The organism is Rhizobium sp. P1_E1 (genome assembly GCF_056406015.1).
The window spans coordinates 1-24,081 of record NZ_JBFUAY010000020.1 but is presented as its reverse complement, the minus strand read 5'-3'; the positions used below and the strand labels follow the sequence as shown (position 1 = coordinate 24,081).

At 61.5% G+C, this 24,081-nt stretch carries 23 protein-coding genes; 9 read left to right on the top strand and 14 right to left on the bottom strand.

The window, feature by feature from the left end; all coding sequences use genetic code 11:
- Positions 1–12: 12 nt before the first annotated feature.
- The gene (locus AC1D1Z_RS10430; protein ID WP_197728263.1) at positions 13–789 is read right to left on the bottom strand and encodes a metallophosphoesterase family protein; all 777 of its coding nucleotides are present in this window, start codon (positions 787–789) and stop codon (positions 13–15) included.
- A 164-nt stretch (positions 790–953) separates the two neighbouring features.
- Here AC1D1Z_RS10430 and AC1D1Z_RS10425 point away from each other — a divergent pair, with 164 nt between their 5' ends.
- On the top strand, positions 954–2,081 hold the full coding sequence (locus AC1D1Z_RS10425) for a monooxygenase (protein WP_130652962.1): 1,128 nt from the start codon (positions 954–956) through the stop codon (positions 2,079–2,081).
- Here AC1D1Z_RS10425 and AC1D1Z_RS10420 read toward each other — a convergent pair whose 3' ends face one another.
- A complete protein-coding gene (locus AC1D1Z_RS10420) occupies positions 2,082–2,546 on the bottom strand; it encodes an RrF2 family transcriptional regulator (RefSeq protein ID WP_026188508.1) in 465 nt (154 codons plus the stop codon).
- 176 nt (positions 2,547–2,722) lie between these two features.
- A complete protein-coding gene (locus AC1D1Z_RS10415; protein ID WP_018446915.1) occupies positions 2,723–3,511 on the bottom strand; it encodes an SDR family NAD(P)-dependent oxidoreductase in 789 nt (262 codons plus the stop codon).
- 143 nt (positions 3,512–3,654) lie between these two features.
- On the opposite strand from AC1D1Z_RS10415, the gene AC1D1Z_RS10410 reads away from it, so the two are divergent.
- Positions 3,655–4,425 (top strand): TIM barrel protein, encoded by a 771-nt coding sequence (locus AC1D1Z_RS10410; RefSeq protein ID WP_018446916.1) that lies wholly within the window; start codon positions 3,655–3,657, stop codon positions 4,423–4,425.
- Here AC1D1Z_RS10410 and AC1D1Z_RS10405 read toward each other — a convergent pair.
- Positions 4,422–4,958 carry a carboxymuconolactone decarboxylase family protein gene (locus tag AC1D1Z_RS10405; protein WP_018446917.1) on the bottom strand — a complete coding sequence of 179 codons (537 nt, stop codon included), beginning with the start codon at positions 4,956–4,958 and terminating at the stop codon, positions 4,422–4,424. The genes AC1D1Z_RS10410 and AC1D1Z_RS10405 overlap by 4 nt on opposite strands.
- Before the next feature lie 132 nt (positions 4,959–5,090).
- On the opposite strand from AC1D1Z_RS10405, the gene AC1D1Z_RS10400 reads away from it, so the two are divergent.
- Complete coding sequence (locus AC1D1Z_RS10400; RefSeq protein ID WP_018446918.1) at positions 5,091–5,564, top strand: cupin domain-containing protein; 474 nt, start codon at positions 5,091–5,093, stop codon at positions 5,562–5,564.
- A gap of 72 nt (positions 5,565–5,636) precedes the next feature.
- Here AC1D1Z_RS10400 and AC1D1Z_RS10395 read toward each other — a convergent pair whose 3' ends face one another.
- The 5 genes from AC1D1Z_RS10395 to AC1D1Z_RS10375 all read right to left on the bottom strand — a co-directional run bounded on the left by AC1D1Z_RS10395 (position 5,637) and on the right by AC1D1Z_RS10375 (position 11,704).
- Positions 5,637–6,746: a sn-glycerol-3-phosphate import ATP-binding protein UgpC gene (locus tag AC1D1Z_RS10395; protein WP_018446919.1), complete on the bottom strand. Its 1,110-nt coding sequence runs from the start codon at positions 6,744–6,746 to the stop codon at positions 5,637–5,639.
- A gap of 12 nt (positions 6,747–6,758) precedes the next feature.
- The gene (locus tag AC1D1Z_RS10390) at positions 6,759–7,673 is read right to left on the bottom strand and encodes an ABC transporter permease subunit (protein WP_130652963.1); all 915 of its coding nucleotides are present in this window, start codon (positions 7,671–7,673) and stop codon (positions 6,759–6,761) included.
- 10 nt (positions 7,674–7,683) lie between these two features.
- Positions 7,684–8,568 carry a carbohydrate ABC transporter permease gene (locus tag AC1D1Z_RS10385; RefSeq protein ID WP_018446921.1) on the bottom strand — a complete coding sequence of 295 codons (885 nt, stop codon included), beginning with the start codon at positions 8,566–8,568 and terminating at the stop codon, positions 7,684–7,686.
- Positions 8,569–8,779: 211 nt separating this feature from the next.
- Positions 8,780–10,135 carry an extracellular solute-binding protein gene (locus AC1D1Z_RS10380; protein WP_065276082.1) on the bottom strand — a complete coding sequence of 452 codons (1,356 nt, stop codon included), beginning with the start codon at positions 10,133–10,135 and terminating at the stop codon, positions 8,780–8,782.
- A 357-nt stretch (positions 10,136–10,492) separates the two neighbouring features.
- Positions 10,493–11,704, bottom strand: a complete 1,212-nt coding sequence (locus tag AC1D1Z_RS10375) for an ROK family transcriptional regulator (protein ID WP_018446923.1) — start codon at positions 11,702–11,704, stop codon at positions 10,493–10,495.
- Positions 11,705–11,925: 221 nt separating this feature from the next.
- Here AC1D1Z_RS10375 and AC1D1Z_RS10370 point away from each other — a divergent pair, with 221 nt between their 5' ends.
- The 6 genes from AC1D1Z_RS10370 (at position 11,926) to AC1D1Z_RS10345 (ending at position 17,993) form a co-directional block, all read left to right on the top strand.
- Positions 11,926–13,164 carry an extracellular solute-binding protein gene (locus AC1D1Z_RS10370; RefSeq protein WP_018243352.1) on the top strand — a complete coding sequence of 413 codons (1,239 nt, stop codon included), beginning with the start codon at positions 11,926–11,928 and terminating at the stop codon, positions 13,162–13,164.
- Positions 13,165–13,244: 80 nt separating this feature from the next.
- Entirely contained in the window at positions 13,245–14,129 is an 885-nt protein-coding gene (locus AC1D1Z_RS10365; protein ID WP_018073658.1) for a carbohydrate ABC transporter permease, read from the top strand.
- Positions 14,129–14,974 carry a carbohydrate ABC transporter permease gene (locus AC1D1Z_RS10360; RefSeq protein ID WP_130652964.1) on the top strand — a complete coding sequence of 282 codons (846 nt, stop codon included), beginning with the start codon at positions 14,129–14,131 and terminating at the stop codon, positions 14,972–14,974. The genes AC1D1Z_RS10365 and AC1D1Z_RS10360 overlap by 1 nt, the downstream gene beginning before the upstream one ends.
- Positions 14,971–15,993: an SIS domain-containing protein gene (locus AC1D1Z_RS10355; RefSeq protein WP_477850412.1), complete on the top strand. Its 1,023-nt coding sequence runs from the start codon at positions 14,971–14,973 to the stop codon at positions 15,991–15,993. The genes AC1D1Z_RS10360 and AC1D1Z_RS10355 overlap by 4 nt, the downstream gene beginning before the upstream one ends.
- A complete protein-coding gene (locus AC1D1Z_RS10350; protein WP_477850410.1) occupies positions 15,994–16,923 on the top strand; it encodes a PfkB family carbohydrate kinase in 930 nt (309 codons plus the stop codon). It begins immediately after the preceding gene.
- Complete coding sequence (locus AC1D1Z_RS10345; RefSeq protein WP_018446926.1) at positions 16,920–17,993, top strand: ABC transporter ATP-binding protein; 1,074 nt, start codon at positions 16,920–16,922, stop codon at positions 17,991–17,993. Before AC1D1Z_RS10350 ends, AC1D1Z_RS10345 begins: the two co-directional genes overlap by 4 nt.
- A 25-nt stretch (positions 17,994–18,018) precedes the next feature.
- Here the strand turns inward: AC1D1Z_RS10345 and AC1D1Z_RS10340 are convergent, their stop codons facing one another.
- The 5 genes from AC1D1Z_RS10340 to AC1D1Z_RS10320 form a co-directional block, all read right to left on the bottom strand.
- Positions 18,019–18,846 (bottom strand): glycoside hydrolase family 16 protein, encoded by an 828-nt coding sequence (locus AC1D1Z_RS10340; RefSeq protein WP_026188509.1) that lies wholly within the window; start codon positions 18,844–18,846, stop codon positions 18,019–18,021.
- A 50-nt stretch (positions 18,847–18,896) separates the two neighbouring features.
- Positions 18,897–20,378 carry a lipopolysaccharide biosynthesis protein gene (locus AC1D1Z_RS10335; protein WP_018446928.1) on the bottom strand — a complete coding sequence of 494 codons (1,482 nt, stop codon included), beginning with the start codon at positions 20,376–20,378 and terminating at the stop codon, positions 18,897–18,899.
- Positions 20,379–20,456: 78 nt separating this feature from the next.
- Positions 20,457–21,701 carry a glycosyltransferase family 4 protein gene (locus tag AC1D1Z_RS10330; protein WP_026230751.1) on the bottom strand — a complete coding sequence of 415 codons (1,245 nt, stop codon included), beginning with the start codon at positions 21,699–21,701 and terminating at the stop codon, positions 20,457–20,459.
- Positions 21,698–23,047: a glycosyltransferase family 4 protein gene (locus AC1D1Z_RS10325; protein ID WP_182565937.1), complete on the bottom strand. Its 1,350-nt coding sequence runs from the start codon at positions 23,045–23,047 to the stop codon at positions 21,698–21,700. The genes AC1D1Z_RS10330 and AC1D1Z_RS10325 overlap by 4 nt, the downstream gene beginning before the upstream one ends.
- The gene (locus tag AC1D1Z_RS10320) at positions 23,044–23,781 is read right to left on the bottom strand and encodes a Crp/Fnr family transcriptional regulator (RefSeq protein WP_018446931.1); all 738 of its coding nucleotides are present in this window, start codon (positions 23,779–23,781) and stop codon (positions 23,044–23,046) included. The genes AC1D1Z_RS10325 and AC1D1Z_RS10320 overlap by 4 nt, the downstream gene beginning before the upstream one ends.
- Positions 23,782–24,081 lie beyond the last annotated feature (300 nt).

Sequence of the window (24,081 nt, the reverse complement as noted above, 5' to 3'; positions counted from 1 at the left end):
AGGAAACGGAAGTCAGGTCGAAAACAGATGCACCTTGCCCTGCCAGAAGCGGGCGACGGTGAGTCTGCCGCTGCGATAGGCGCGCGTATCGATATTGAGCCGCCTCGGCCGTATATCGGGTTCGTCGTTCGGCGTATGGCCGTGAACGACGAGTTTTGGTAGCGGCACCCGGCTTTCGAGAAACCGCTGGCGGATGAGGACCAGATCCTCGTCCGTCTGCCTGTCGAGCGGCAGTTTCGGATTGATGCCGGCATGCACGAAAATCACGCTTGGGGTTTCCAGCAGGACAGGCATCGCCCGCATGAAATCGATATGCGTACGCGGCAGCGACTGCCGTATGAAGGCATCGAGCTTCGCGCCAGTGGGGAAGACCAGCGGCAGGTGCTCCGGATCGAGGCCATAGGATTTGAGCAGCTCCGCTGACCCCATCTGCATCCAATCGTCATAGGAGATCCAGCCGTCGATATAGTCGAGCATGGCGACTTCGTGATTGCCGGCAAGGCAGATGCGGTCGAATCCATCCGGCGGTGGCTCCATGAGATGGTCGATGACCTGTGACGATTCCGGGCCGCGGTCGATATAGTCGCCGAGCGTGACGATCAGCTTACGCCCGGGCAACTGCCCGCCATCGCGCAGGATCGCCGCCTCGGCTTTCACAAGCAGATCGTAGCGACCGTGAATATCGCCGATCGCATAGGTTGGGATACCGGCAATATCCAGCGTCAGACGCGGTCTCGGCTGGCGCGCCATTTTCGAAACCTCGCTGTTGCGAGCACGAGAGTCGCTCATCATATTTCTCGATTAAGGAAGCCCCACTTCACCGTAAGTAGCGTGGAGAACAGGGCAATCAAGCTGGTAAGAAAATTCAAAGCACACGGGTTTTGTAGAAAAACCGGCCTTATCATTCGAGGGGCAATCCCTCACTCCTATATCCATAGAGAAAAGAGTGACCGATGGGAACGGTATCGCAGTTTCATGAGAGCCTGAGGCCTCCCGCGCATCGCATCGAAAGCGAAGAAGAGGCAATATCCACGGCCCGCGATCTCGCCGCCGCATTCCGGCGTCAGGCGAGCGAGCGCGATATCAACCGCATCCTGCCCTTTGCCGAGCTTGATGCGCTGTCGGTATCCGGGCTGACGGCAATCGCCGTACCGCCTGACCATGAAGGGCTCGACGTGTCGAACGCCCTGCTCGCCGAAATCGTTGCAATCATCGCCGAGGGCGATGCCTCGATCGGCGAGGCGCTGGAAAATCACTTTTGCGTACTGGAAACGCTCCGCACCCAGGCTGCCGAGGATTTGAAGGCATCGCTGTTTGCCCGTGTGCTGCTAGGCGACCGCTTTTCGGCCGCCACCTTCACCGATGGGGCCGAGCTTACCGCCGAAGGTCCGGGCTACCGCCTGAGTGGGCGCACGCGGCAGGCGCCCGGTATTCTATTCGCCGACTGGATCGCCGCTGCTGCCACCGCCCCGCCCAGCCGCCCGGTGACGCTCTATCTCGCACGCGATGATGAAGGCGTGCAGGTGGTCGACGATTGGGACGGCTTCGGCCAGCGCACCAATGGATCAGCGACCGCGATCGTCGGCACGCTTCACGTCAATGCAGATGCGATTGCCCCTGCCCCCTCCTCCGGATATTCGACCGGCATCTCGCTCGGCCTGCTGCTCAAGGCCGGCGTCAGCCTGGGCATCGCGCGGGCCACATGGAGCGACCTGATGGCCGCGATTGGCGATCGCAGCGCGACCATCCTCCCCCGGATCGGCGAGCGCGCCATCCGCATCGAAGCGACGGCGGCAGCCTTAGAACGGGCTGGCCGCAAACTCGACATTGCCCAGGTCAATCCTATGGAGGCAGCGATGGCGGACGCGCATTTTTCCGCCTCGGCCGCCGCAATCCTTGCCGGGGAAACGGCGCTCGACACCGCAAACGCGCTGTTTGAACTTGCAGGAGAAACATCGGCCGGCATCGGCCTCAATCTCGACCGCCATTGGCGCAATGCCCGCATTCACGCGCTATCGCTGCCGCGGGATAAGTTGATGCACACCGCAGGCGAATATATATCGAAGGCCTGCGGCGCCTAATCAGCTGGCGGCGGAGATCGGGAATTGTTCTTTGGCGCCTTCGATGCGGCCGCCGTCGGCGACGAACTGCTCGAGGGTCATATTGTCGAGAATGGCGGCGATCGCGTCACGAACATCGGTCATCGAGCGCCGCACCTGACAGGTCTCGGGATCGGCACAGTCGTCGCAGGCCTCGTAAGCCGTACGGCTGGCGCAGCGGATCGGCGCCAACGGCCCGTCGAGCGTGCGGATGACATGGCCGATTCGGATTTCGGAGGCCGGCCGTGACAAAGAATAGCCGCCGCCCGGTCCCTTCTTCGAGCGCAGGATGCCGACATTGCGCAGTTCGAGCAGGATGGTATCGAGAAACTTCTTCGGGATATTGTTGCGGGCGGCGATGTCATTGATGAAGGCAGTCTCGCCCGGCGCCAGCCGCGCCAGGTCGACCAGCGCCTTCAGCCCGTATTTTCCCTTTTTCGTCAGCATCGTCGTCGCCTTGTAGAAATCGCAGTATTTATCCTGCCAATAGCAGGCAAATAGCGTCAAAAGCGTGAACATACAACAAAATAGCTATTATTTATAGCTTGTATCGGCAACGTCCACAGAAACGCCCGGCAGCCTTGAGAAAGACCGGGCGCCGCGCGCCCAGCCGGCAGTCTCGGTCAGATCGTCTTCAGCATGCCGCCATCGACGAAATAGGTCGAGCCGATGCAATAGCTCGCGCGCTCCGAACTCAGGAAGACGAAGACATTTGCCAGCTCCTGCGGTGTGCCGAAGCGTTTGGAGGCGGCGTGCTCGTTGGCGACGCTCTGCAGGTAGCCTTCCCAGTTCCCGCCGGTTTCGGCCGTCAATTGCTTGGCGGTCTTGATCCAGTCGGGCGTCAGGATCAGGCCGGCATTGACGCAGTTGACACGGATATTGTCCTTGATGAGTTCGGTCGAGAGCGTCTTCGAAAACATCATCAGCGCCGACTTGCTGACATTGTAGATCGGCTCGTACCAGAGCGGCTGAACGGCACAGATCGAGGCGTTGTGCAGGATCACACCGCCGCCGCGCTCCTTCATCTGCGGGGCGATGCCGCGCGCCAGCCGCACGGCGGCCATCACATGCAAGTCCCAATAGGTCTGCCACTTCTCGTCGGGTGCCTCCATCACCGTCTCGTTCGATCCGGTGCCGGCATTGTTGATGAGGATATCGGCGCCGCCTTTTTCGGCCGCCGCCGCTATGATCGCCTCGGTTCCCGCAACCGTCGCCACATCGGCGACAACAGCGGCGGCGCTGACCCCGTATGTCTCGGCGATACGGGCGGCTTCCGCCTCGAGCCGTTCGCCGCCGCGCGCTGCCAGCACGAGGTTGGCGCCCTCAGCCGCCAGCCCCTCGGCGATCGCCAGCCCGATGCCGACCGATGCACCTGTTATGACGGCAGTTTTTCCCTTCAATCCGAGGTCCATGTCTTCCTCCGCAAACGGCCGGAGATTCCGGCCTGATGGGCTGAGTGTTCCGCCAATGAATCCCGGCGTCAAGCGCCCCGAACACCTCTTGCGGCAGGCGCCGATCTGTCGCATGCCTGCATCAACACTTGGGAGGAGTTTTCATGCGACGTTATTCGGCCTGCATAGAGTGGCTGTTTGCCGAAGAAGGCGACAGCTTTCCCGATCGCATCCGCCACGCCCATGCGGCCGGGCTGACGGCGATCGAATTCTGGCGCTGGACCGACAAGGATCTGGACGCGATCGAGGCAGCGCTGACGGAAACCGGCCTTGCCGTCACCAGCCTCGTCGCCGAACCGATGATCGCGCTGACCGACGCCGCCAACCGGCAGGCCTGGCTGAAAGGCCTGGCTGAATCCGTCACTGTCGCGAAACGTCTCGGCGCGCCGGTGCTGATCGCCCAGGCGGGTGACGATCTCCCGGGCTTGACTCGCGAAGAACAGCGCCGGGCAGTCACCGAAACGCTGAGAGCCGGCGCCGATATCCTCAAAGGCAGCGGTGTCCGCCTCGGCGTCGAGCCGCTCAATATCCGCATCGACCATGTCGGCTACTTCCTCGATTCGACCCGAGAAGGCCTCGACATCATCGATGACGTCGCCCGCCCCGAGATTGGCATCGTCTACGACATCTACCATTCCGCAGTGATGGACGAACGTACCGAAGAGGTGCTGAACGGCCGCCTCGACCGTATCATCCACGTCCATGTCGCCGATCACCCAGGCCGCAACGAACCGGGTTCCGGCGGCATCGACCTTGCTCCGCGCCTCGGCTGGATCTTCGCCAACGGCTATGACGGCGCCGTCGGTTTGGAATACCGGCCGACCAGGCCCGGTGTGGGCGCAGTCAAGTCCGCGATTGCTTCGCTCGGCGGTTAGGCTGAGCTGGCACCTTCGGCGAAGGCTTCAAGCTCGGGATCGAAATCGACCTCGACGACATTGTTGAAGACGGCGGTGGCCAGCATGATGCCGGCGAAGGCGACGAGATCGACGAGCACTTTGGTCTCGTAGCGCTCTTTCAGCTTTACCCAGAGTTCAGCGGGAACGGCGTTGGAATCGGCGACGATCGCCTTGCCGAAGGCGTCGAGCAGCGCCTCTTCGTCGGAAAGCTCCAGCGCGTCGGGATTGAAACCCTTGTTGATCAGCGCCCGGCGAAAGAAGGTGATGGCGATCTTCGATTGCGCCGCCTTCGAGATCGCATGCGAGAAAATCCAGATCGCCCGGTCGTTAATCGCGGGGTCGAGTTCGGCCCGTAGTGTGAACCATTCGGCATAGATGCGATGGGCGGCCGGCGAATGCAGCAGCGTGCGCTTCATGTTGGTCATCCGTCCGCGCAGCCCGATTTCCTCGTCATGCGCCGCACGAACCTCTTCCGAAGCGGTGTCGTAATCGATCTGCGGGAGATGGCTCATCGGGTCCGTTCTTTCCTTTGTGCATAGAAGCTATCGGGGCGCCGAGATATTGTGCGACAGCCCAGCGGCAAATCTGCTTGGCCGCCGCCCGGCGCCGGCCTAGACTGACCAAATCGAAGCTGGAGGCAAGGCATGAGCGACGACCACGAGCAGCATCATGTCGACTGGCGGGAACATGGCGTCAAGGTCATTCCCGGCAATTCGCTCGATCCGAACACCGCACAGACGCCGGGCATGAACCGCGCGACGGCGATCAACAATGCGCGCGCCGGCGCCGAGAAGATCTGGGCGGGAACGGTGACGATCCATGCCAATGCCAAGACCGGCGCCCATCACCACGGCGATCTCGAAAGCATCATCTACGTGGTCAAGGGCAAGGCCCGCATGCGCTGGGGCGAGCATCTGGAATATACTGCCGAGGCCGGCCCCGGCGACTTCATCTACGTTCCGCCCTTTGTGCCGCATCAGGAGATCAACGCCAGCCGCGACGAGACGCTGGAATGCGTGCTCGTCCGCTCAGGCCAGGAACCGGTCGTCGTCAATCTCGACATCGAGCCGGTCGAAAAGCCGGAAGACGTCGCGTGGATCGACCCAATCCACCGATAGGCAATTCACGTTCGAGCAAGCGGCTGACATCCTCAGCCGCCGAACGCTCTGCAAGGATCATCTCAGACCGCTTTAGGCGGGGACGGCGCCTGCGCCTTTCATAACAGGGTTCTCGATGATCCGGCCGGTATCGGCGGCATAGAGGTGGATCTGGTCGTAATCGATCGCGATGCCGATCGGATCGCCCGACCTCACCTTCACGGCCTCGGTCAGCGCCACGGCAAAGGGCAGCCCGTCGAAATCGGCGTGCACGACGCGGCTCGCGCCGAGCTCTTCGATGAAATCGGCCGTTGCGGTGAGGGCGCCGGGCGCATCCGGGGCCACCAGCCGGGCGGCTTCGGCGCGCATGCCGAGTACGACGCGTTTGCCTTTCAGCGGTGCAGCGCGTTCGCGCGGCAGTACGACCTTGCGGCTCTGATCGTAGACGAAGACGCCCTCGTCATTGATCGTGCCCTCGAGCAGGTTCATCGCCGGCGTGCCGACGAAGCCCGCGACGAAGCGCGAGACCGGATGATGATAGACCTCTTCCGGCGTGCCGACCTGCTCCACCCTGCCGCCGTTCATCACCACCAGCCGGTCGGCCAGCGTCATCGCTTCGGTCTGGTCATGCGTGACGAAGATCGAAGTGGCGCCGAGACGACGGTGCAAGCGGCGGATTTCGGCGCGCATGGCGATGCGCAGCTTGGCGTCGAGGTTCGACAGCGGTTCGTCGAAAAGAAACACCTTCGGTTCGCGGATCATCGCGCGGCCCATGGCGACGCGCTGGCGCTGACCGCCGGAAAGAGCGGCCGGCCGGCGTTCGAGGAAGGGTTCGAGGCTGAGCGCCTTGGCGACCTCGCCGATGCGCCGGCTCCGCTCCGCCTTCGAGACGCCGGCCACCTTCAATGCGTAGCCGATATTCTCGGCAACGCTCATATGCGGATAGAGCGCATAGTTCTGGAACACCATGGCGCAGCCGCGCTCGCGCGGTTCCAGCTGGTTGACGACGCGGCCGTCAATGGCGATTTCACCACCAGTGATTTCCTCGAGGCCGGCGATCATGCGCAGCAGGGTGGACTTGCCGCAGCCGGACGGGCCGAGGATGACGATGAACTCGCCGGACTGGATGTCGAGATCGACGCCGTGAACGACGGGATTCTTGCCGTAGTTTTTCTTCACGCCACGAATGGAGATCGGTGCCAAGGGAATACTCCTTCACTTCTCGGTGGAGATAAGGCCGCGTACGAACCAGCGCTGCATCAGAATGACGAGGATCAATGGCGGCGACATGATGATCAGGGTTCCGGCCATGGCGACGTTCCAGTCGGGCAGACCGAATTCGGACGGGATGAGGGTCTTGAGCTGCGTCACGGCGATGCCGAATTTCGGATCGGTGGTGATCAGCAGCGGCCAGAGATACTGGTTCCAGGCCCAGACGAACATGATGGTGAAGAGCGCGATCATGTTTGGCCGCGAAAGCGGCAGCAGAATATCCCAAAAGAACCGGACCGGGCCCGATCCGTCCATCTTCGAGGCCTCAGCAAGTTCGTCGGGAACCGTCAGGTAGAACTGCCGGTAAAGGAAGGTGCCGGTCGCGGTCGCGACCAGCGGCAGAACGAGACCGGGATAGGAATTCAGCAGGCCCCACTCGAGCTTGATCTGGAAGCCGGTGATCTGTGCAACGAGCCAGCTTATGCCGGTAAAGTCGAGGATCGTCTGGAAAGGCTGCAGCGCGTTGGCCGCAATCGAATAGGTCGGCACGATGCGGACTTCCAGCGGCAGCATCAGCGTGATGAAGATGATCCAGAAAATCACGTACCGGCCACGGAAGCGGAAGTAGACGATGGAGAAGGCTGCCATGGAAGACAGCATGACTTTGCCGGCGCCGACCGTTGCGGCGAAGATGATGCTGTGGAACAGCTTGTTGCCGAGATCGGCGCGAACCCAGGCCGTCTCAGCGTTTTCCCAGAAATGCGAGCCCGGAGAGAGCGGCAGCGGCACGCGATTGACCGTCTCCAGATCCAGCGTCGACGCGATGATGACGATGGCGAAAGGCAGAAGCGCGATCACCATGCCGAGCGCGAGAAGCGTATAGCAGATGAAGTTGAATATCGGCGTGCGTTCGATCATGTCCGCGACCTCACTTGTAGTGCACGCGCCGCTCGATGAAGCGGAACTGGAAGATGGTGAGAAGGACAACGAGCACCATCAGGATGATGGATTGCGCTGCGGCGCCCGAATAGTCGAGACCTCTGAAGCCGTCGAAATAGATCTTGTAGACCATGAGCTCGGTGGCGCGCGCCGGGCCGCCCTGCGTCATGACGTCGACGATACCGAAGGAATCCTGGAAACTCTCGGTGATGTTGATGACGAGCAGGAAGAACAGCGTCGGCGTCAGCAGGGGCAGCTGGATATCCCAGATCCGGCGCATCGGCCCCGAACCATCCATTGCGGCGGCCTCGATCAGCGAGCGCGGAATGCCTTGCAGCGCCGAGAGGAAGAAGATGAAGTTGTAGCCGATATATTTCCAGGAGAAGGCGACGATGACGGCGATCATCGCATCCTTGCCGTCGAGTGCGGGGTTCCAGAGGCCGGGCCAGACGTGGTTGATAACCGACAGAAGGCCGGCTTCCGGAGCCAGGATGAAGCGGAAGGCGAGGCCAAGAGCGGGAGCGGCAATTGCGTAAGGCCAGATGAAGACGGACCGGTAGACCTTGTGGCCGCGCAGTTCACGATCTGTCAAAAGCGCCAGGATGAGCGCCAGCCCCATGGCAATGGCCGTCGAGCTGAAGCCAAAGATCATGCTGCGGGTGATCGAGTCCCAATAGATCGGATCGGTGAGCAGCTGTCTAAAATTGTCGAAACCGACCCAGGCATTGCCGCCGCCCCATGGCTGCTCGAGCGTGAACGCCCAATAGAGCGCCTGTGCGCTCGGCCAATAGAAGAAGACGAAGATCAGCAACAGCATCGGAAATGCAAAGAGCAGTCCGATCGTCGTTGAGGAGAAAGTGACGCGCTTTTCCATGAGTGGTCGTTTTCGTCCTGGTTTGGTTTAAAGCATGTCGAGCAAAAGTGTGCAGCGGTTTTGCGGTAACGACATGCGTCGAAATAATGATCTAAAGCGCGAGCGGCGCGCTTTAGGCGCGGGCGGGGAGTTCGCATCCGCGGCCGACTAGAACTTACAAAGACGCACCCGGCGCGCGAAACGCGGGCCGGGTGCGGCTCATATCAAGCGATCAGGGGAGCTGAACGTTCTTGTAGGTCTGCTGGAAGCGACGCAGCAGCGTATTGCCGCGTTCGGCAGCGCCGTCGAGCGAAGCCTGGACATCGGCATTGTTGACGAAGATTGCCTGCAGACCATTGGCGATTTCGGTGCGGACCTGCAGCAGGCCACCGAGACGGATGCCGTGCGGAGCCGCGTCGCCAGCCGGGGAAGCGGTCAGGCTCTGAATGGCGAGTTCGCGGCCGGCATAAGGAGCCTTGTCGTAGAAGCCCTGCTTCTTCAGATATTCGAAGCCGGAGTTACGAACCGGGATGTAGCCGGTAACGGTCGACCAGGTAAGAGCTTCTTCCGGCTTTGCGATGAAGTTGAAGAAGGCAGCGGCAGCCTTGTATTCGGCGTCCGAGTGACCCTTCAGAACCCAGAGCGAAGCGCCGCCGACATAAGAGCTGTGGCGGGTTGCGTCGCCGTAGGTCGGGAGCATAGCAACGCCCCAGTTCATGCCCTGCTTGGCGGTGCGGCCAACATTACCGTGGTCGCCGACCGAGGTCAGGATGACCTGGCAATCGCCAGCGGCAAAAGCTTCGACGAAGGTCTGGCCGACAGCCTTGTTCTTGATGACGGCAAGCTTGTTGTCGTACCAGGACTTGAGGTCCTTGACGTAGCTGACGAGAAGCGGGTTCTTGTTGAACACCAGCTCGCCGTCGAGACCTTCAAAGCCGTTCTTCTTCGTGGCGATCGCTTCGCCGTTTACGGCTTCGAACTGCTCGATATACTGCCAGACTTCGTTGTTGGAGATGTCAAAGCCGAGCGGGCAAGCATAGCCTGCATCCTTCAGAGCCTTGAGGTCTTCGCCTGCTTCCTTCCAGGTTGCCGGAGCATGATCCTTGCCGATCTTGGCGAAGGCGTCCTTGTTCCAGTAGAGCAGAGCGGTCGAGGAGTTGAAGGGGAAGGAGTACATCTCGCCCTTCGAGGTCGCGTAGTAACCGGAGATACCGGAGAAATAGTCATTCCAGTCGACCGTGTAGCCCATGTCGGCCATCAGCTTGTTGGCCGGGTAGTAGGCGCCGGAGAGCATGATGTCGAGCGTGCCGGCGTCGGAGACCTGGGCGATGGTCGGCTGCTTGCCGGCGCGGAAGGCAGCGATGGTGTTCTGCAGGGACGCGTCGTAGCTGCCCTGGCTGGTGCAGACGACTTCGTAGTCGGCCTGCGACTGGTTGAAGCGATCGCACTGCTCCTGGACACGCTTTGCAATGTCACCGGAATTACCGAACCAGAAGTCAATCTTGGTCTTATCGGCGGCGGCAGCGGGACCAGCAAGAAACGCTGTAGCGAGAAGGGCGCCAACGGCGCCGAGAAGCTTGGCTTGCATGAGAACCTCGAACGTAAAAGGGACGCGCGCTTTCAGCGCACGCCCTATTAGCTGGTTCAAATTGCCGCGGCCAATGAATATTACATGACATGAAGTGATCGAAATCCAGTTGTCACAAAACCTTCATACAGTCGTTATTCGCCGATCTCGGGGAAATATTTAGAGAAATTTCGCCGATTGCTTCAACATGCAGTCAATAAATTACACTTATATTCGAAACAATGGATTCTTATGGGATATTTAATATTTATTTATATTACGCCGGAGTGCCGTTATTCACCTGCTCCACCGCAACGAAACTTGCAAAACGCTGACATTTTTGCTGTTGCACTGGTGTGCAACCTCAGGATATAGACCTCAGGATTGAAGGGAATCCTTCAGGATCGCCGCAAAACGGGGATCGAATGCACGGCTGATCGGTCCGGCGGCAGCACCAAGCGCCACCGACCAAGGATCGGCCATGCCCGGCTGCAGGCGCGGCAGCGTCCGGCCGCGACGCTCGGCGATCGAGGGCAGCAACGGGCCGATTGCCGCAATCAACCTGTTCACCAACGCTTCCGGCGCGCTGCCGCAGAGGATCACCGTCTGCGGATCGAACAGCGTCTCAAGGAGATGGATGCTCCAGCGCAGATCCACTGCTGCCGCCTCGACCCAGGCGTGGATGCTTTGATCGCCCCTCAAGGCGAGATCGTTGATCCGTGCATAAAGGCCCGGATCGGCGGGATCGATCGACAGATGCTGGTAGAGCGAGGCGAGCGAGGCGCGATGTTCGAGCGGCGTCGATTTTCCGTCGGCAAACAGCAGTGCCATGCCGATCTCGCCGGCATTGCCGTTGGTGCCGCGGTAGAGCTCGCCGTTCAGAATGAGGCCGGCGCCGATGCCATAACCGACGAAAAGGCAGACGGCATGGTCGAGGCCATGGGCGGCTCCCACCATGCGCTCGGCGGTCGCCGCCGCCGCCGCATCATTTTGCAGGCCGACATCAAGCCCGGTGCCGGCAGTCAGCGTTTCCAACAACGGAAATTTCTGCCAGGTCTCCATCATCCACGGATCGTCGCCGCTGCCGGCGACCCCGAAGGGCCCTGGCATGGCGGCGCCGAGACCGACCAGCCGCTTTTCCGACTGCTGGACGATCCCGGCAAGTTTTGACCGCACGCTGGCGACGAGATCGAGGATGACCTTCGTCCCGTTCGACGGACCGCCTGGTGGGAGGCCGGCCTCATCACGCACGAGAACGCTGCCGACAAGATCGACGGCGACCGCCCGCGTCACATGCCGGTCGATCTGCAGGCCGATCGCAAAGGCGCCCTCGGGCACCAGGCCGTAGGGTGTCGACGGCTGGCCCCTGCCCCTTCTCACCGCCTCCTGCGAACTGACCAGACCGTCGCGCTCGAGTTCCTCGATGATATTCGACACCGTCTGTTTGGTCAGCCGCGTCGCCCGCGCCAGATCGGCGCGTGAAAGCGCACCGTTGATCCTCAGGGCATCGATCATCACGCGCCGATTATGCGCGCTGGTGCCTTCGTGATTGGTGCCGCTCTTGGCCCGGATCGGGCGGCTGTCATTCATGTGCAATTCCCTCTTGACTCCAATAGAATGTTGAAGAAGTAATAAGTCAAGACACTTGACTTAATAAGGAACCGGAGAGTTCCAGGGAACGCAGGAGCCCGCAAGGCGCTCCGACGACGCTCCGAGACGACGAACCGGCACGTTTCGCGCGTGCCTTCTCGAACACCGATGGYGGAGGACCGCCCTCGGCAATGCGTAAATGTCAAAAACTGGAGGCTGCAATGCTGAAATCCTTTAACAAGACGCTTCTGGGTGCGGCCTTGATCGGCGCATCCCTTGCGCCGCACGCTTTCGCCGAAACCACGCTGAACGCGCTTTTCATGGCGCAGGCCGCCTATAGCGAGGCCGATGTGCGCGCCATGACCGACGCCTTCGCCAAGGCGAACCCCGACATCAAGGTCAATCTCGAATTCGTTCCCTATGAAGGCCTGCACGACAAGACGGTGCTGGCGCAAGGTTCCGGCGGCGGCTACGACGTCGTCCTTTTCGACGTCATCTGGCCGGCCGAATACGCCACCAACAAGGTGCTGGTCGACGTCTCCTCGCGCGTCACCGACGAGATGAAGAAAGGCGTGCTGCCGGGCGCCTGGACCACAGTGCAATATGATAGCAAATATTACGGCATGCCGTGGATCCTCGACACCAAATACCTGTTCTACAACAAGGAAATCCTCGAAAAGGCCGGCATCAAGACCCCGCCCAAGACCTGGGACGAACTGACCGAACAGGCAAAGACGATCAAGGACAAGGGCCTGCTCGCCACGCCGATCGCCTGGAGCTGGTCGCAAGCCGAAGCCGCGATCTGCGACTACACCACGCTCGTCAGCGCCTTTGGCGGCGATTTCCTGAAGGACGGCAAGCCGGCCTTCCAGACCGGCGGCGGCCTCGATGCGTTGAAATACATGGTCTCCAGCTATTCCTCGGGCCTCACCAATCCGAATTCCAAGGAATTCCTGGAAGAGGACGTCCGCAAGGTCTTCGAAAACGGCGATGCCGCCTTCGCGCTGAACTGGACCTACATGTACAACATGGCCAACGATCCGAAAGACAGCAAGGTCGCAGGCAAGGTCGGCGTCGTGCCGGCGCCGGGTGTTGCCGGCAAGAGCGAGGCTTCGGCCGTCAACGGCTCGATGGGCCTCGGCATCACCTCGGCCAGCAAGCATCCGGATGAGGCCTGGAAATACATCACCTTCATGACGTCGCAGGCGACGCAGAATGCCTATGCCAAGCTCAGCCTGCCGATCTGGGCGTCCTCCTATGAGGACCCGGCGGTCACCAAGGGCCAGGAAGAGCTGATCTCCGCCGCCAAGATCGGCCTTGCGGCCATGTATCCGCGTCCGACGACGCCGAAATATCAGGAGCTCTCGACCGCGCTGCAGCAGGCGATCCAGGAATCGCTGCTCGGCCAGTCCTCTCCCGAGGATGCGCTGAAGTCAGCCGCCGACAATAGCGGCCTCTGAGCAAAGCACGAAACCCCGGGCGGCGCCCGCCGTCGCCCGGTTCGATCTCGATAACCTGTGAATGAAGAAGGGTCGCCTTGATGTCGGGCACTTGGCTGACAACCCGCGCGTGGCTTTTGATGCTGCCGCTTCTCGTGGTCATGATATCAGTCATCGGCTGGCCTCTGATCGATACCGTCGGCCTCTCCTTCACCGACGCCAAGCTCGTCGGCACGGAAGGAAACTTCGTCGGCATCGACAATTACGCGAAGATGATCTCAGGCTCGAATTTCCAGCGCACCCTGATCACCACCGCATGGTTCGCGATCGTCTCGGTCGCCGCCGAAATGGTGATCGGCGTGCTTGCTGCCCTGCTGCTGAACCAGCAGTTTCGCGGCCGCACCGCGCTGCGCGCCCTGATGATCCTACCCTGGGCACTGCCGACCGTCGTCAACGCCACGCTCTGGCGATTGATCTACAATCCGGAATACGGCGCACTGAACGCCGCGCTGACCCAACTCGGCCTGCTGGAGGCCTACCGYTCCTGGCTCGGAGAACCGGGCACGGCGCTGGCGGCCCTCATCGTCGCCGACTGCTGGAAGAATTTTCCGCTGGTGGCGCTGATCGCACTGGCCGCACTCCAGGCCGTGCCGCGCGACATCACCGCCGCCTCGCTGGTCGACGGCGCCGGCGCTTTCGCCCGCTTCCGCTTCGTCATCCTGCCCTATCTCGCCGGCCCGCTGATGGTGGCCCTGGTGCTGCGCACGATCGAAGCCTTCAAGGTCTTCGATATCATCTGGGTCATGACCCGCGGTGGCCCGGCCAACAGCACGCGCACGCTGTCGATCCTGGTCTACCAGGAAGCCTTCTCCTTCCAGCGGGCAGGCTCGGGGGCATCACTGGCATTGATCGTCACGCTGCTGGTCACGCTGCTTGCTGCCGGCTACGCCGCTCTGGTGCGCAAGACCGCCGGGAGTGCGGCCTGATGGAACGCCAGAGCCCACTCTTTTCTGTTTTCATTCATCTCTGTGCGCTGCTGCTTGCCGCCGTCATCCTGGCGCCGATCCTGTGGCTGTTCATCATGAGCATCTCGCCGGCCGCCGACCTTGCCGCAAAGCCGCTGCGCTGGTGGCCGCAGACGGTGGATTTCTCTCGCTACAGCGTACTGCTTTCGACGATCGAAAACAGCGCCGGCGCCGCCTTCACCTCGTCGCTGCGCAACAGCATCGAAGTGGCGGGCATGGCGACGATCGCCGCCATCGCGCTCGCCATTCCGGCCGGCTGGGCTGTGTCGCGCACACCTTCGGTCGGCTGGTCGCTGTCGATGGTGATCGCCACCTACATGTTGCCGCCGGTCGCGCTCGCCGTGCCGCTCTATATGGGCCTCTCCCATCTCGGCATGCTGAACAACGTCTTCGGCCTCGCCCTCGTCTATCTGACAATTCTCGCGCCCTTTACCACCTGGCTGATGAAATCGGGTTTCGATTCCATCCCGCGCGAGATCGAATCTGCCGCGATGATCGACGGCGCCGGCCTGTTCCAGACGCTGCGGATCATCACGCTGCCGCTCGCCGCCCCCGTGATGGCGACGTCAAGCCTCTTTGCCTTCCTGCTTGCCTGGGATGAATTCTTCTATGCGCTGCTCTTCACCTCGGACCAGCGCGCCAAAACGCTGACCGTCGCCATCGCCGATCTCGCCGGCGGCCGCGTTTCCGATTATGGACTGATCGCGACGGCAGGCGTGCTCGCCGCCCTGCCCCCGGTGCTGATCGGTCTCGTCATGCAACGCGCCCTGATTTCGGGGCTCACCAGCGGCGGCGTCAAGGGATGAACATGACAGCAGAAAGAACCCGGCCGGCCGGGCTTGCCGCGATTGATCGCGAAATGGCCCGCCAACATGCCGATGCGATCGCTTCCTATGAAGCGGCCCAGCCGATGGCGGCGAAGGCCGCCACCTCGCTGAAGAAGACCGGCAGGCTGCTGCTCATCGGCATGGGCGGTTCGCATGCCGTCAACCGCGCCGTCGAGCCGCTCTATCGTGCATGCGGCATCGATGCCCTCGCCTTGCCGCTGTCCGAGCAGCTCGGCCAGCCGTTGCCGATCGCCGGCAGGACGATCTTCGTCACCTCGCAATCCGGCGAAAGCGCCGAGGTTCTGCGATGGTTTAACGAAACCGGCGGCACCGAGGAGACCTTCGGCCTGACGCTCGAAGGCAACTCCTTCCTCGCAAGAACCGCCCCGTCACTCATTGGCRCCGGCGGCACCGAGCTTGCCTTTGCCGCGACCCGGAGCCTGACGGTGACCTTCGCCCTGCATCTGGCAATCCTCGCCGCCCTCGGCGAAGATCCAGACGCCGCGATTGCCGCCCTCAAGGCGCCGGAAGACCATGACATCGCCGCCGCGCTCACCGCGCTCGAAAATGTCGCGACCATCGTCACGTCAGGCCGCCGGCTGCAGGGTATCGCCGAGGCGCTGGCGCTCGGATTGACGGAACTGTCGCGTCGTCCCTGCTTCTCGCTCGAAGGCGGCCAGCTGCGCCACGGACCGATGGAGATGCTGGGGCCGGAGATCGGCGTCGTGCTGTTTCGCGGCTTCGACGAGACGGCCGGCCTGGTGACGGCAATGGCGACATCCGCTGTCGAGACCGGCGCCCCCGTCATCCTTTTCGACGCCTCGGGCGAAGCGTCGGTCGCCGGCGCGGTGACGATCCGATTCGCCCGGGCAACCGGTCTTGCTGCGATCTTCGCCATGCTGTCGGTCGCCCAGCGGCTGATGGTCGCCTTTGCCGACGCCCGCGTGGAGAATGCCGGAACGCCGGTCCGCTCCACCAAGATCACCCGGAGCGAATGAATGCGGCCGCTTRCAGTCATCGGCAACGTCAACATCGACCTGATCCTTGGACCGGTCGCCCCCTGGCCAAAGGCCGGGACGGAAATCATCGTCGATCATGATGAATTACGGGTCGGCGGCGCCGCCGGCAACAGCGCGCTCGCCTGGCAAGCGCTTGGCGTCGAATTCGAGATCGCCGCCAATATCGGCAGTGACCAGTTTGGCCGCTGGCTGAGCGAAGCCTTCGGCCACCGTTCCGACAAGTGGCCGGTACATCCTGAGAAAACGACGCTCTCCGTCGGCATCACCCATCCGGACGGCGAACGCACCTTCTTCACGACAAAAGGCCACCTGCCGCGCTTCAGCCTGGCGGATGTCTTCGCGGTCATCGACGGCGCYAGGCTGCAGGGCGGCTACGCCCTTCTCTGCGGCTCGTTCCTGACCGATGACCTGACAGCGGATTATGACGCCTTCTTCGACTGGGCCGACAGCCATGGCATCACCGTCGCGCTCGATACCGGCTGGCCGCTCGACGGCTGGACAGACGAGAATTGCGCAGCGACACGCGCATGGCTCTCTCGCAGCGGTATCGCGCTTCTGAACGAGGTCGAATCGACGACACTTGCCGACATTGCCGATCCGGTCGAGGCGGCCCGTCACATCAGGTCGCATATGCCGGAGGGTGCGATCATCGTCGTCAAGCGCGGCCCGGACGGCGCTCTCGCGATCGGGCCGGACGGCCTGCTGGTTTCGGTGGCTGCACCCGTTGTCGAGGTCGTCGATACGATCGGCGCCRGCGATGTCTTCAACGCCGCCTTTCTCGCCGCGCTCGCAAGCGATGAGCCGCTGATTTCTTGCCTGCAGGCGGGAACCGCAGTCGCCTCGCGCGCCATATCCACCCTTCCCCGCAACTATGGCGGCCCATCATCTCCCGAGGAGCCTGTGCGATGAGCGCGCTCGAAATTCAGAACATCCGCAAGACCTATGGCGATGTCGACACGCTGAAAGGTATCGACATCTCGTTGGAAAGCGGCGAGTTCCTGGTGCTGCTCGGCTCCTCCGGCTGCGGCAAGTCCACCCTCCTGAACATCATCGCCGGCCTTGCCGAGGCCACGAGCGGCGATGTCAGGATCGGCGGCCGCTCGGTGCTCAGCGTGCATCCAAAGGACCGCGATATCGCCATGGTCTTTCAATCCTACGCGCTCTATCCCAATCTGACGGTGCACCGGAATATCGGCTTCGGCCTGGAAATGCGCAAGGTGCCGGCGCCGGAGCGCGACAATGCCGTGCGCGATGCCGCAAGGCTCCTGCAGATCGAAAACCTCCTCGACCGCAAGCCGAGCCAGCTTTCCGGCGGCCAGCGCCAGCGCGTCGCGATCGGCCGTGCGCTGGTGCGCAAGCCTGAGGTATTCCTCTTCGACGAGCCGCTCTCCAACCTTGACGCCAAGCTGCGCATGGAGATGCGCACCGAGATCAAGCGGCTGCATCAGATGCTGAAGACCACGGTCGTCTATGTCACCCATGACCAGATCGAGGCCATGACGCTTGCAAGCCGCATCGCCGTCATGCGCGACGGCCGCATCGAGCAGCTGGGCACGCCGGAGGAGATCTACAACCATCCGGCAACGCTCTATGTCGCGACCTTCGTCGGCGCGCCGCCGATGAACCTGCTGAAGGCAACGGTGCGTGACGGCCGCCTGGCGCTTTCAGGCTCCGATGCCAGCCTGCCCCTGCCCGCCCGCTTCCGCGAGACGGCCGGCAATGGCCGCGACCTTATCCTCGGCATTCGTCCCGAGGCGCTTCGCACAGACGGCACCGGCCCGTCGATCGAGGCAACCCTTGAAGTCGCAGAGCTGACCGGCCCGGAACTCGTCGTCACCGCCCTGGCCGGAAATCAGCGCCTGATGGCCTGCCTGCCGCCCCGCACGCCAATCCGCGACAACGAAAAGCTCACCCTCTTTTTCGACGAGGAAGCAATGCATCTCTTCGACCCGCAAACCGGCCTCAGCTGCGGCCGTTAGCGACGGAACGGCTATCCCCGGCTGTTCAATTTGCCGCGTCGGTGGGCTTGCGCTGGTAGACGTGAATATAGTCGACAAGCAGAATGGAAGGATTCGGCGTTTCATCGATCGGCCAACCCGAGCCGAGTGCCAGGTTCACCAGCGGATAGAACGGCATGTGGAACTCCTTCGGCGTGTCGAAGCTCCAGATGAACTGACGGTCGAGATAAAAGCTCGTCTTGTCAGCTTGGATATCGACGCCGTAGGTGTGATATTCGCTGTTCAGAATTCCGTCCTGGACGGTTTGCCAATGGCCACCGGTGCTGTTCTGGCCGCCCTGGCTCTGACGCCAGATATGGAAGCCCATGCTGAATTCGTAGGGCGCGCGCCCATAATATTCCAGCACGTCGATCTCGGAGGTGTATTTCGACCGGTCGAGCCCGATGAGCCAGAAGGCTGGCCAGACGCCCTTGCCCGGCGGCAGCTTCATCCGGGCTTCGAAATAACCGAATTGCTGCGAGAATCCTTCGCCTTTCGGGTTCACCGACGACAACAGGCCCGAGCGCCAGGTTCCATCGGCCTCCTTGCGCGCTTCGATCTTCAGAATTCCCTGATCGGTGGTAAACGGAAAGCCGGGGGCTGGATCAGTGAAACGGGCGTCACCGAAATCGCCGTTCCAGGGCGTATGGGCGATCCAGCGGGAGCTTCTCTCTCCCCAGGCCGAGACGTCGAGACTGTCGAAACTCTCCTCGAACGTTAGCTGATACGCATTGATATTGAGTGGTTGCTGAGCCACGCTGGGCTGGCCGGGCAACGCCCCCAGACCGAGAACGATGAGCAAACCCAGAGCCTTAGAAGATATTCCGTAACGCATTCTGCTCCTCCGAAAACGCCAAACCAATCGTTGGACTACACTTGTCTCGATCAAAAGGTGAGAACCCCGTTTCGTCGCGGCATGAGCCTTTGGACGACAATGGTCTCGATGCCGTCGGGCCTTCCCAGAATCTGCCACAGCAGCAACGCGAAGGCCCAGAAGATCGCTACTGCCGCCCCGCCGCAAAGCGCCAGGCTGACGACAAGGTTGAGGCCGACAGGCATGGCGGAGAGCATCGGCTCGATCCACAGCAGGAAAGCGATCATCGGCAAGCTTGCGGCCAGAGGCCGTAAAAAGGCGTGCAACTGAGCGGCAACCGTCGCGCCGATCAGCCGTCGCGTGATGATGAGCGATGCGGCATAGGCGACAAGCACCGCCACGATCCGCGCGCCCAGTGCTCCCGCCACCTGAAAATAGGCAATGCCCAGGATGGTGACCGGAACCCTGACAGCGAACTCGGCAAACATCCGGAGAGCGAGATAGCGGGTTTTGTTCAGGACCATAGCCAATGGCGGCATCATGTTCGTGGGAAGACCGAGCAAACTGACGATGCACAGCCATTGCAGAATCGGCGCCGCAGATGCCCATTTCTCGCCGACGATGATCCGCACGGCCGGCTCGGCAAGCAGGGCGAGCGCGATGAGGATGGGCGCCGCCACGAAGGTGATCGCGTTCGTCGCCTTCAGATAGGCAGCGATCAGATTACGACGGTCATCGACGGTCGAAAATGCCGCCATCAGCGGACGCAACAATGGCCCGACGAAGGTCTGGTACGGAATACCGGCGATATTGTCGGCGACGCTGAAGGCGCCGAACGTCGACAAGCCGGTAAAGCGCGGCAAAAGCAGCCGGTCCAGTTGCCAGTTGATCGAACTCAGCACCTGCGAGACGGTGTTCCAGCTGATCATGTCCTGAAAGTGCTTCCACTCGGAAAGGCTGAACCTCGGTCGCATCGGCGCAAAGACATAGGAGGTGACCGCCGCAGCGGTCGGGCCCGCAACCGCGCCGATCGCCAGCCCCCAATAGCTGCCGGTCGCGACCGCCACCCCGACACCGAATAGCAGCGTCGATCCCTTGGTGATGAGATCGAGTGCGAACTCGCGTTTGAAATCGAACCGCTGCATGAAGAGAACCATGCGCGGGCTGATCACACTGCGCATGGCAGGCGCGATGGAGAGCACGGCGACAAGAGAGAAAAGCCGGGAATCGTCATAGATCAAAGCCATCGGCCAGGAGATGATCATCATCAGCGTGCTGATGGCCACGCCTCGAAGCAGGCTGAGGGTAAGGGCCGTGGCAAACATATCGTCCGAAGGCGACGGCTGGCGCATCAGGGCCTGCGTCAGCGGCAGGTCCAGGATTGTCTCGACGATGACCAGAACCGAGGTCGCGATGGCGACCAGGCCGAAATCCGCTGGGCTCAAAAGCCTTGCGAGGATCAGGAGGCTGACGAAATCGAGCAGTCGCGCCAGGAATTTTCCGCTGATGGTCCAGATACTCGCCGTCGCCGTCCTCTGAGATACGCTTGACATGATCTATCTTCTATTCCTCGTCGGCGGATTGAGACGGTTTCGGTCGCAGCGGCAAGACAGGCAGCTTCGTCCTTCCCATCAGCCCGGCCGTCTTCTGAAGACGTCGGCGGATCGGTCGCCATGGGTGGACAGTTGTTGCTCAATGAGACCGGACAGACGGTCGCGGAACACGGCGGAAGAAAATTTCAGCGAGTGCGCACGGATTGCATGCGGATCGATATCGTCCTCCACCTCTTCGAACGCCGCCATCGTTTCCAACAGAGCTTCCGTGGTCTGCTGCCCGAAGCGAAACCCGACCTGCGGCGAGGAAACGGTTTCTCTGGCGCCGCCGGCGTCGAAAGCCAGGACCGGCCGCCCTGACGCCATGGCTTCCACCGGTAGGATGCCGAAATCCTCCGTGCCCGGAAACAACAGGGCGCGGCATCGAGACAGGTGGTCGCGCAGAACGTTGAAGGGCTGATGGCCGAGAAACTCAACGGTCGGTCCGGCGATCGACTTCAGATAAGCCAATTGCTCTCCCTCGCCGATCACGACCAGCTTCCGCCCGGCCTCGGTGCAGGCGCGAACGGCAATATCCGGCCGCTTGTAAGTGGTCAGCTGTCCCGCATAGAGATAGAATTCGCCTTTTCCCTTCCCCACTGCAAAATCGTCAGTCGCAACGGGCGGATGGATGACGATGGATTCCCGATCGTAGAAGCGGCGGATGCGGCTTGCGACATAATCGGAATTGGCGACGAACACATCGACCCGCGAGGACGTCGTCACGTCCCAGGCGCGCAGCATGGGTGCCGTGATCGACATCATGGCGCGACCCACCCAGGGCAGGCCATGACGGTAGACATGGAACTGATCCCAGATATAGCGCATCGGCGAGTGGCAGTAGCAGACATGCAGGGCGTCGGCGCGCGTGATGATGCCCTTGGCGGGTCCGGATTCGCTCGACAGCACGAGATCGTAGTCCTGCAGATCGAACTGCTCGAGCGCGAAGGGCATCAGCGGCAGCATCTTGGTATAATGCCGTTGCGCGCCGGGGATCTTCTGCAGGAAGGACGTGCGGATGTTCCGCGTCTTCAGAAAATCGCTGATGCGATCCCGGTTGCAGACGAGGGTGAAGATGTCGGCCTGCGGAAACATGCGGCACAGCTCTTCGACKACTTTCTCGCCGCCGCGCATCGAAACCAGCCAATAATGCACGATGGCGACACGAAGCTGCTTGGTATCGCTCACGCCTCCAGCCTCAGTGACACGTCTTTTCGCCATCACCGGCGCATCGCCCAGAAATGCTCTCGCGTCGGGAAGAGAGGTAGTTGCTTTAAGAGTCAACTCAATACTCCTTGTATCGCCACACCGTCTGTCAGCTCGGGAACCGCATTCGTCGAAATCAGGCTTTGGTATTCGGCAAGAAGCGCGTCGCGCCATTCCTCGTGTGTCGAGGCGAGATCCGGCGACAGCCGGAAAGCTCGCTCGCTCATAGCGCGGACCTCATGCCCCGGCATTTGGCTAAATCTCGTCAAAGTATCGGCAAAGGCGCTTTCGTCAGCCGTATCGCAGGCAAGCGCCATGCCGGCTCTTTGCATTTCTTCGGCGAGAAAGGCGCTGCGCGACATGATGACGGGCAGACCGCTCCTGGCCGCTTCGATAGCGACGAGGCCGAACGGCTCGGGATAGCGCGACGGCATCAACAGGGCGCGCGCCTTGCGGATGGTCGGGCCGATCTCCGCATGCGACTGCCAGCCCACGGCCCTGACGTGATCTCCCGAAGCTGCGACCAGCGGCATCAGCGGCCCGTCCCCGATCACGCAGAGCTTGACGCCGGCTTTGCGCGTGGCGGCCACGGCGTCCTCAATGCCCTTCTCCTCATCCAACCGCCCGATGAAGACGAACTCCTCATTAGCCTCCGCCTCGATGCGTTTGATGGATAGCGGAGCGACGGGATTGCGGATCGTCGTCAGCCGTTCGGGCCGATATCCGGCGCCGACGAGAAAGCCGGCCATCTTCTCGTGCAGAAGGACGATCCGGCCGAAATCGGCCTGATCCTTCAGCAGCCGGAGGATATTGGAGCCACGGGCAACCCGCCACAATTTGTGCGAATAACTTCTCTTGTCGCAGGCCGTCGCAATGCAGCTTCCGCCGAGCGGGCGTCGAAGGCAGATTTCCTGCGCCTGATAGTCGAAGAAGGCGCCGTTGGGGCAGGCCGTGAAGAAATCATGCGCGTGAACCACGCATCGTCTGGCGACCGGCACCAGCGCCTTGAAAATCGCGGGAGACAGGATCTGGTGCCAGCCATGGACATGGTAGACGGTATTGGCGGTGTCCTTTGCAGCAATCCAGTTCGCGACCATACGAACGGCGGCGCCATTGTGAATGCCGGTCACGAAAGCCTTCGCACGCTCGGCGCTGAGCAGGTCGCGGCTGTTCAGCCCGACCATTGAGACTCCGAGGGCGACAAGCTCCGCATTGGCGGCGTCATCCCCGCAAATATAGGTCACGGGGATGTCGAGCCCCCGAAAAAGCTTGGCGGACAGCACCGCCAGCGCCGTCGCACCGCCTCTGGCCACCGAATAGTCGTCGATGATGACCACGCGATCGATCTTTGTCGTGCCGGGGCCGGGAAAGCGGCCGACGCTTGTGGCAGATCGGAGAACCCCGGGAAGCGATGGGCGCATCACTTCACCGAAACCGCGCCGTTGGCACAGGCCTCCAACGCCTTGCGGTTGAGAATGCGGATCTTGCCCTGCCCCCCGTCGATGATCTTGCTTTCCCGCAGGCGCCGCAGGCATTGATTGACCTTCTCGCGAGACGCCGGCAGCGTTGCGGCCAGGTCATTTTGCGAGATGATCAGTTCGTCCCCGCTGTTTGCCGCATCTTTTCCGTAAACAGCCGAAAGCCGCAGCAGCGTGCTGGCCAGCCTCGATTGCAGGCTCGACGCCGCATTTGCAATGATCCGGAGTTCGAGCTCTGAAATACGCGCCAGCGCCCTGGAGAAGACCTTTTCGCGAAAGCAGGGATCGCTGGCGTACATGTCGCGCAGCAGCCGGCCTTCGAAGAAATGCAGTTCGCAGTTGGAACCGGCTCGGTATTCGAGACTCAACGTCTGCCTGCGCAGAACCTCGAGCTCGCCGATGAGGCCGGATTTCGGAATGATCTCGACGATGAATTCCCTGCCGTCGGGCAGCATCGTGCTGGCGCTGACCACCCCCGAATGCACGCGAGCGAAGGTATCGACGAGGACGCCGGCCCCGGCGATGACCTCGCCGCGCCGGAAACGCCGGACGCTCGACCGGCAGGAAAGAAATTCGTCGTCGATGACGATGCGGCTGTTGAGATGAATGCTGCCGTTAGCCGATATCGCCGTCTTGCCGATGCCGGCCCTGCGAGCTGATGCGTGTGTCGCCCCATCCATGAGCATAACTCCGAGTACTCGAATAACCATAGGAAATGCTGCACTGCATCATTTATATTGTCTTAATGTGGGTGTCAAATAACATCCCAGAGAGATAGCGTAAAGATCAAGTCTACATTTAGTTGAAAACAAAAATACATCAGCAATCGAAATCAAAATCTCGACGGAATCGAACATAGATTGTACGATTGAAGACAGGTGCTTATTAAGCAGTCTTAATGAGTTAAAAATAAGCAATAATAGAATTGTGGATATCAAAAATATAAATGAATACCTGCGGATTGTCACCTCGAAGTAGGT

What these genes read in the sequence shown, in the direction of transcription:
- AC1D1Z_RS10380 (WP_065276082.1), bottom strand. Translation starts at nt 10,135, where the DNA reads ATGCAAGCCAAGCTTCTCGGCGCCGTTGGCGCCCTTCTCGCTACAGCG.
- AC1D1Z_RS10405 (WP_018446917.1), bottom strand. Translation starts at nt 4,958, where the DNA reads ATGAGCCATCTCCCGCAGATCGATTACGACACCGCTTCGGAAGAGGTT.
- AC1D1Z_RS10390 (WP_130652963.1), bottom strand. Translation starts at nt 7,673, where the DNA reads ATGATCGAACGCACGCCGATATTCAACTTCATCTGCTATACGCTTCTC.
- AC1D1Z_RS10360 (WP_130652964.1), top strand. Translation starts at nt 14,129, where the DNA reads ATGGAACGCCAGAGCCCACTCTTTTCTGTTTTCATTCATCTCTGTGCG.
- AC1D1Z_RS10400 (WP_018446918.1), top strand. Translation starts at nt 5,091, where the DNA reads ATGAGCGACGACCACGAGCAGCATCATGTCGACTGGCGGGAACATGGC.
- AC1D1Z_RS10425 (WP_130652962.1), top strand. Translation starts at nt 954, where the DNA reads ATGGGAACGGTATCGCAGTTTCATGAGAGCCTGAGGCCTCCCGCGCAT.
- AC1D1Z_RS10410 (WP_018446916.1), top strand. Translation starts at nt 3,655, where the DNA reads ATGCGACGTTATTCGGCCTGCATAGAGTGGCTGTTTGCCGAAGAAGGC.
- AC1D1Z_RS10335 (WP_018446928.1), bottom strand. Translation starts at nt 20,378, where the DNA reads ATGTCAAGCGTATCTCAGAGGACGGCGACGGCGAGTATCTGGACCATC.
- AC1D1Z_RS10375 (WP_018446923.1), bottom strand. Translation starts at nt 11,704, where the DNA reads ATGAATGACAGCCGCCCGATCCGGGCCAAGAGCGGCACCAATCACGAA.
- AC1D1Z_RS10340 (WP_026188509.1), bottom strand. Translation starts at nt 18,846, where the DNA reads ATGCGTTACGGAATATCTTCTAAGGCTCTGGGTTTGCTCATCGTTCTC.
- AC1D1Z_RS10320 (WP_018446931.1), bottom strand. Translation starts at nt 23,781, where the DNA reads ATGGATGGGGCGACACACGCATCAGCTCGCAGGGCCGGCATCGGCAAG.
- AC1D1Z_RS10420 (WP_026188508.1), bottom strand. Translation starts at nt 2,546, where the DNA reads ATGCTGACGAAAAAGGGAAAATACGGGCTGAAGGCGCTGGTCGACCTG.
- AC1D1Z_RS10415 (WP_018446915.1), bottom strand. Translation starts at nt 3,511, where the DNA reads ATGGACCTCGGATTGAAGGGAAAAACTGCCGTCATAACAGGTGCATCG.
- AC1D1Z_RS10430 (WP_197728263.1), bottom strand. Translation starts at nt 789, where the DNA reads ATGAGCGACTCTCGTGCTCGCAACAGCGAGGTTTCGAAAATGGCGCGC.
- AC1D1Z_RS10345 (WP_018446926.1), top strand. Translation starts at nt 16,920, where the DNA reads ATGAGCGCGCTCGAAATTCAGAACATCCGCAAGACCTATGGCGATGTC.
- AC1D1Z_RS10385 (WP_018446921.1), bottom strand. Translation starts at nt 8,568, where the DNA reads ATGGAAAAGCGCGTCACTTTCTCCTCAACGACGATCGGACTGCTCTTT.
- AC1D1Z_RS10370 (WP_018243352.1), top strand. Translation starts at nt 11,926, where the DNA reads ATGCTGAAATCCTTTAACAAGACGCTTCTGGGTGCGGCCTTGATCGGC.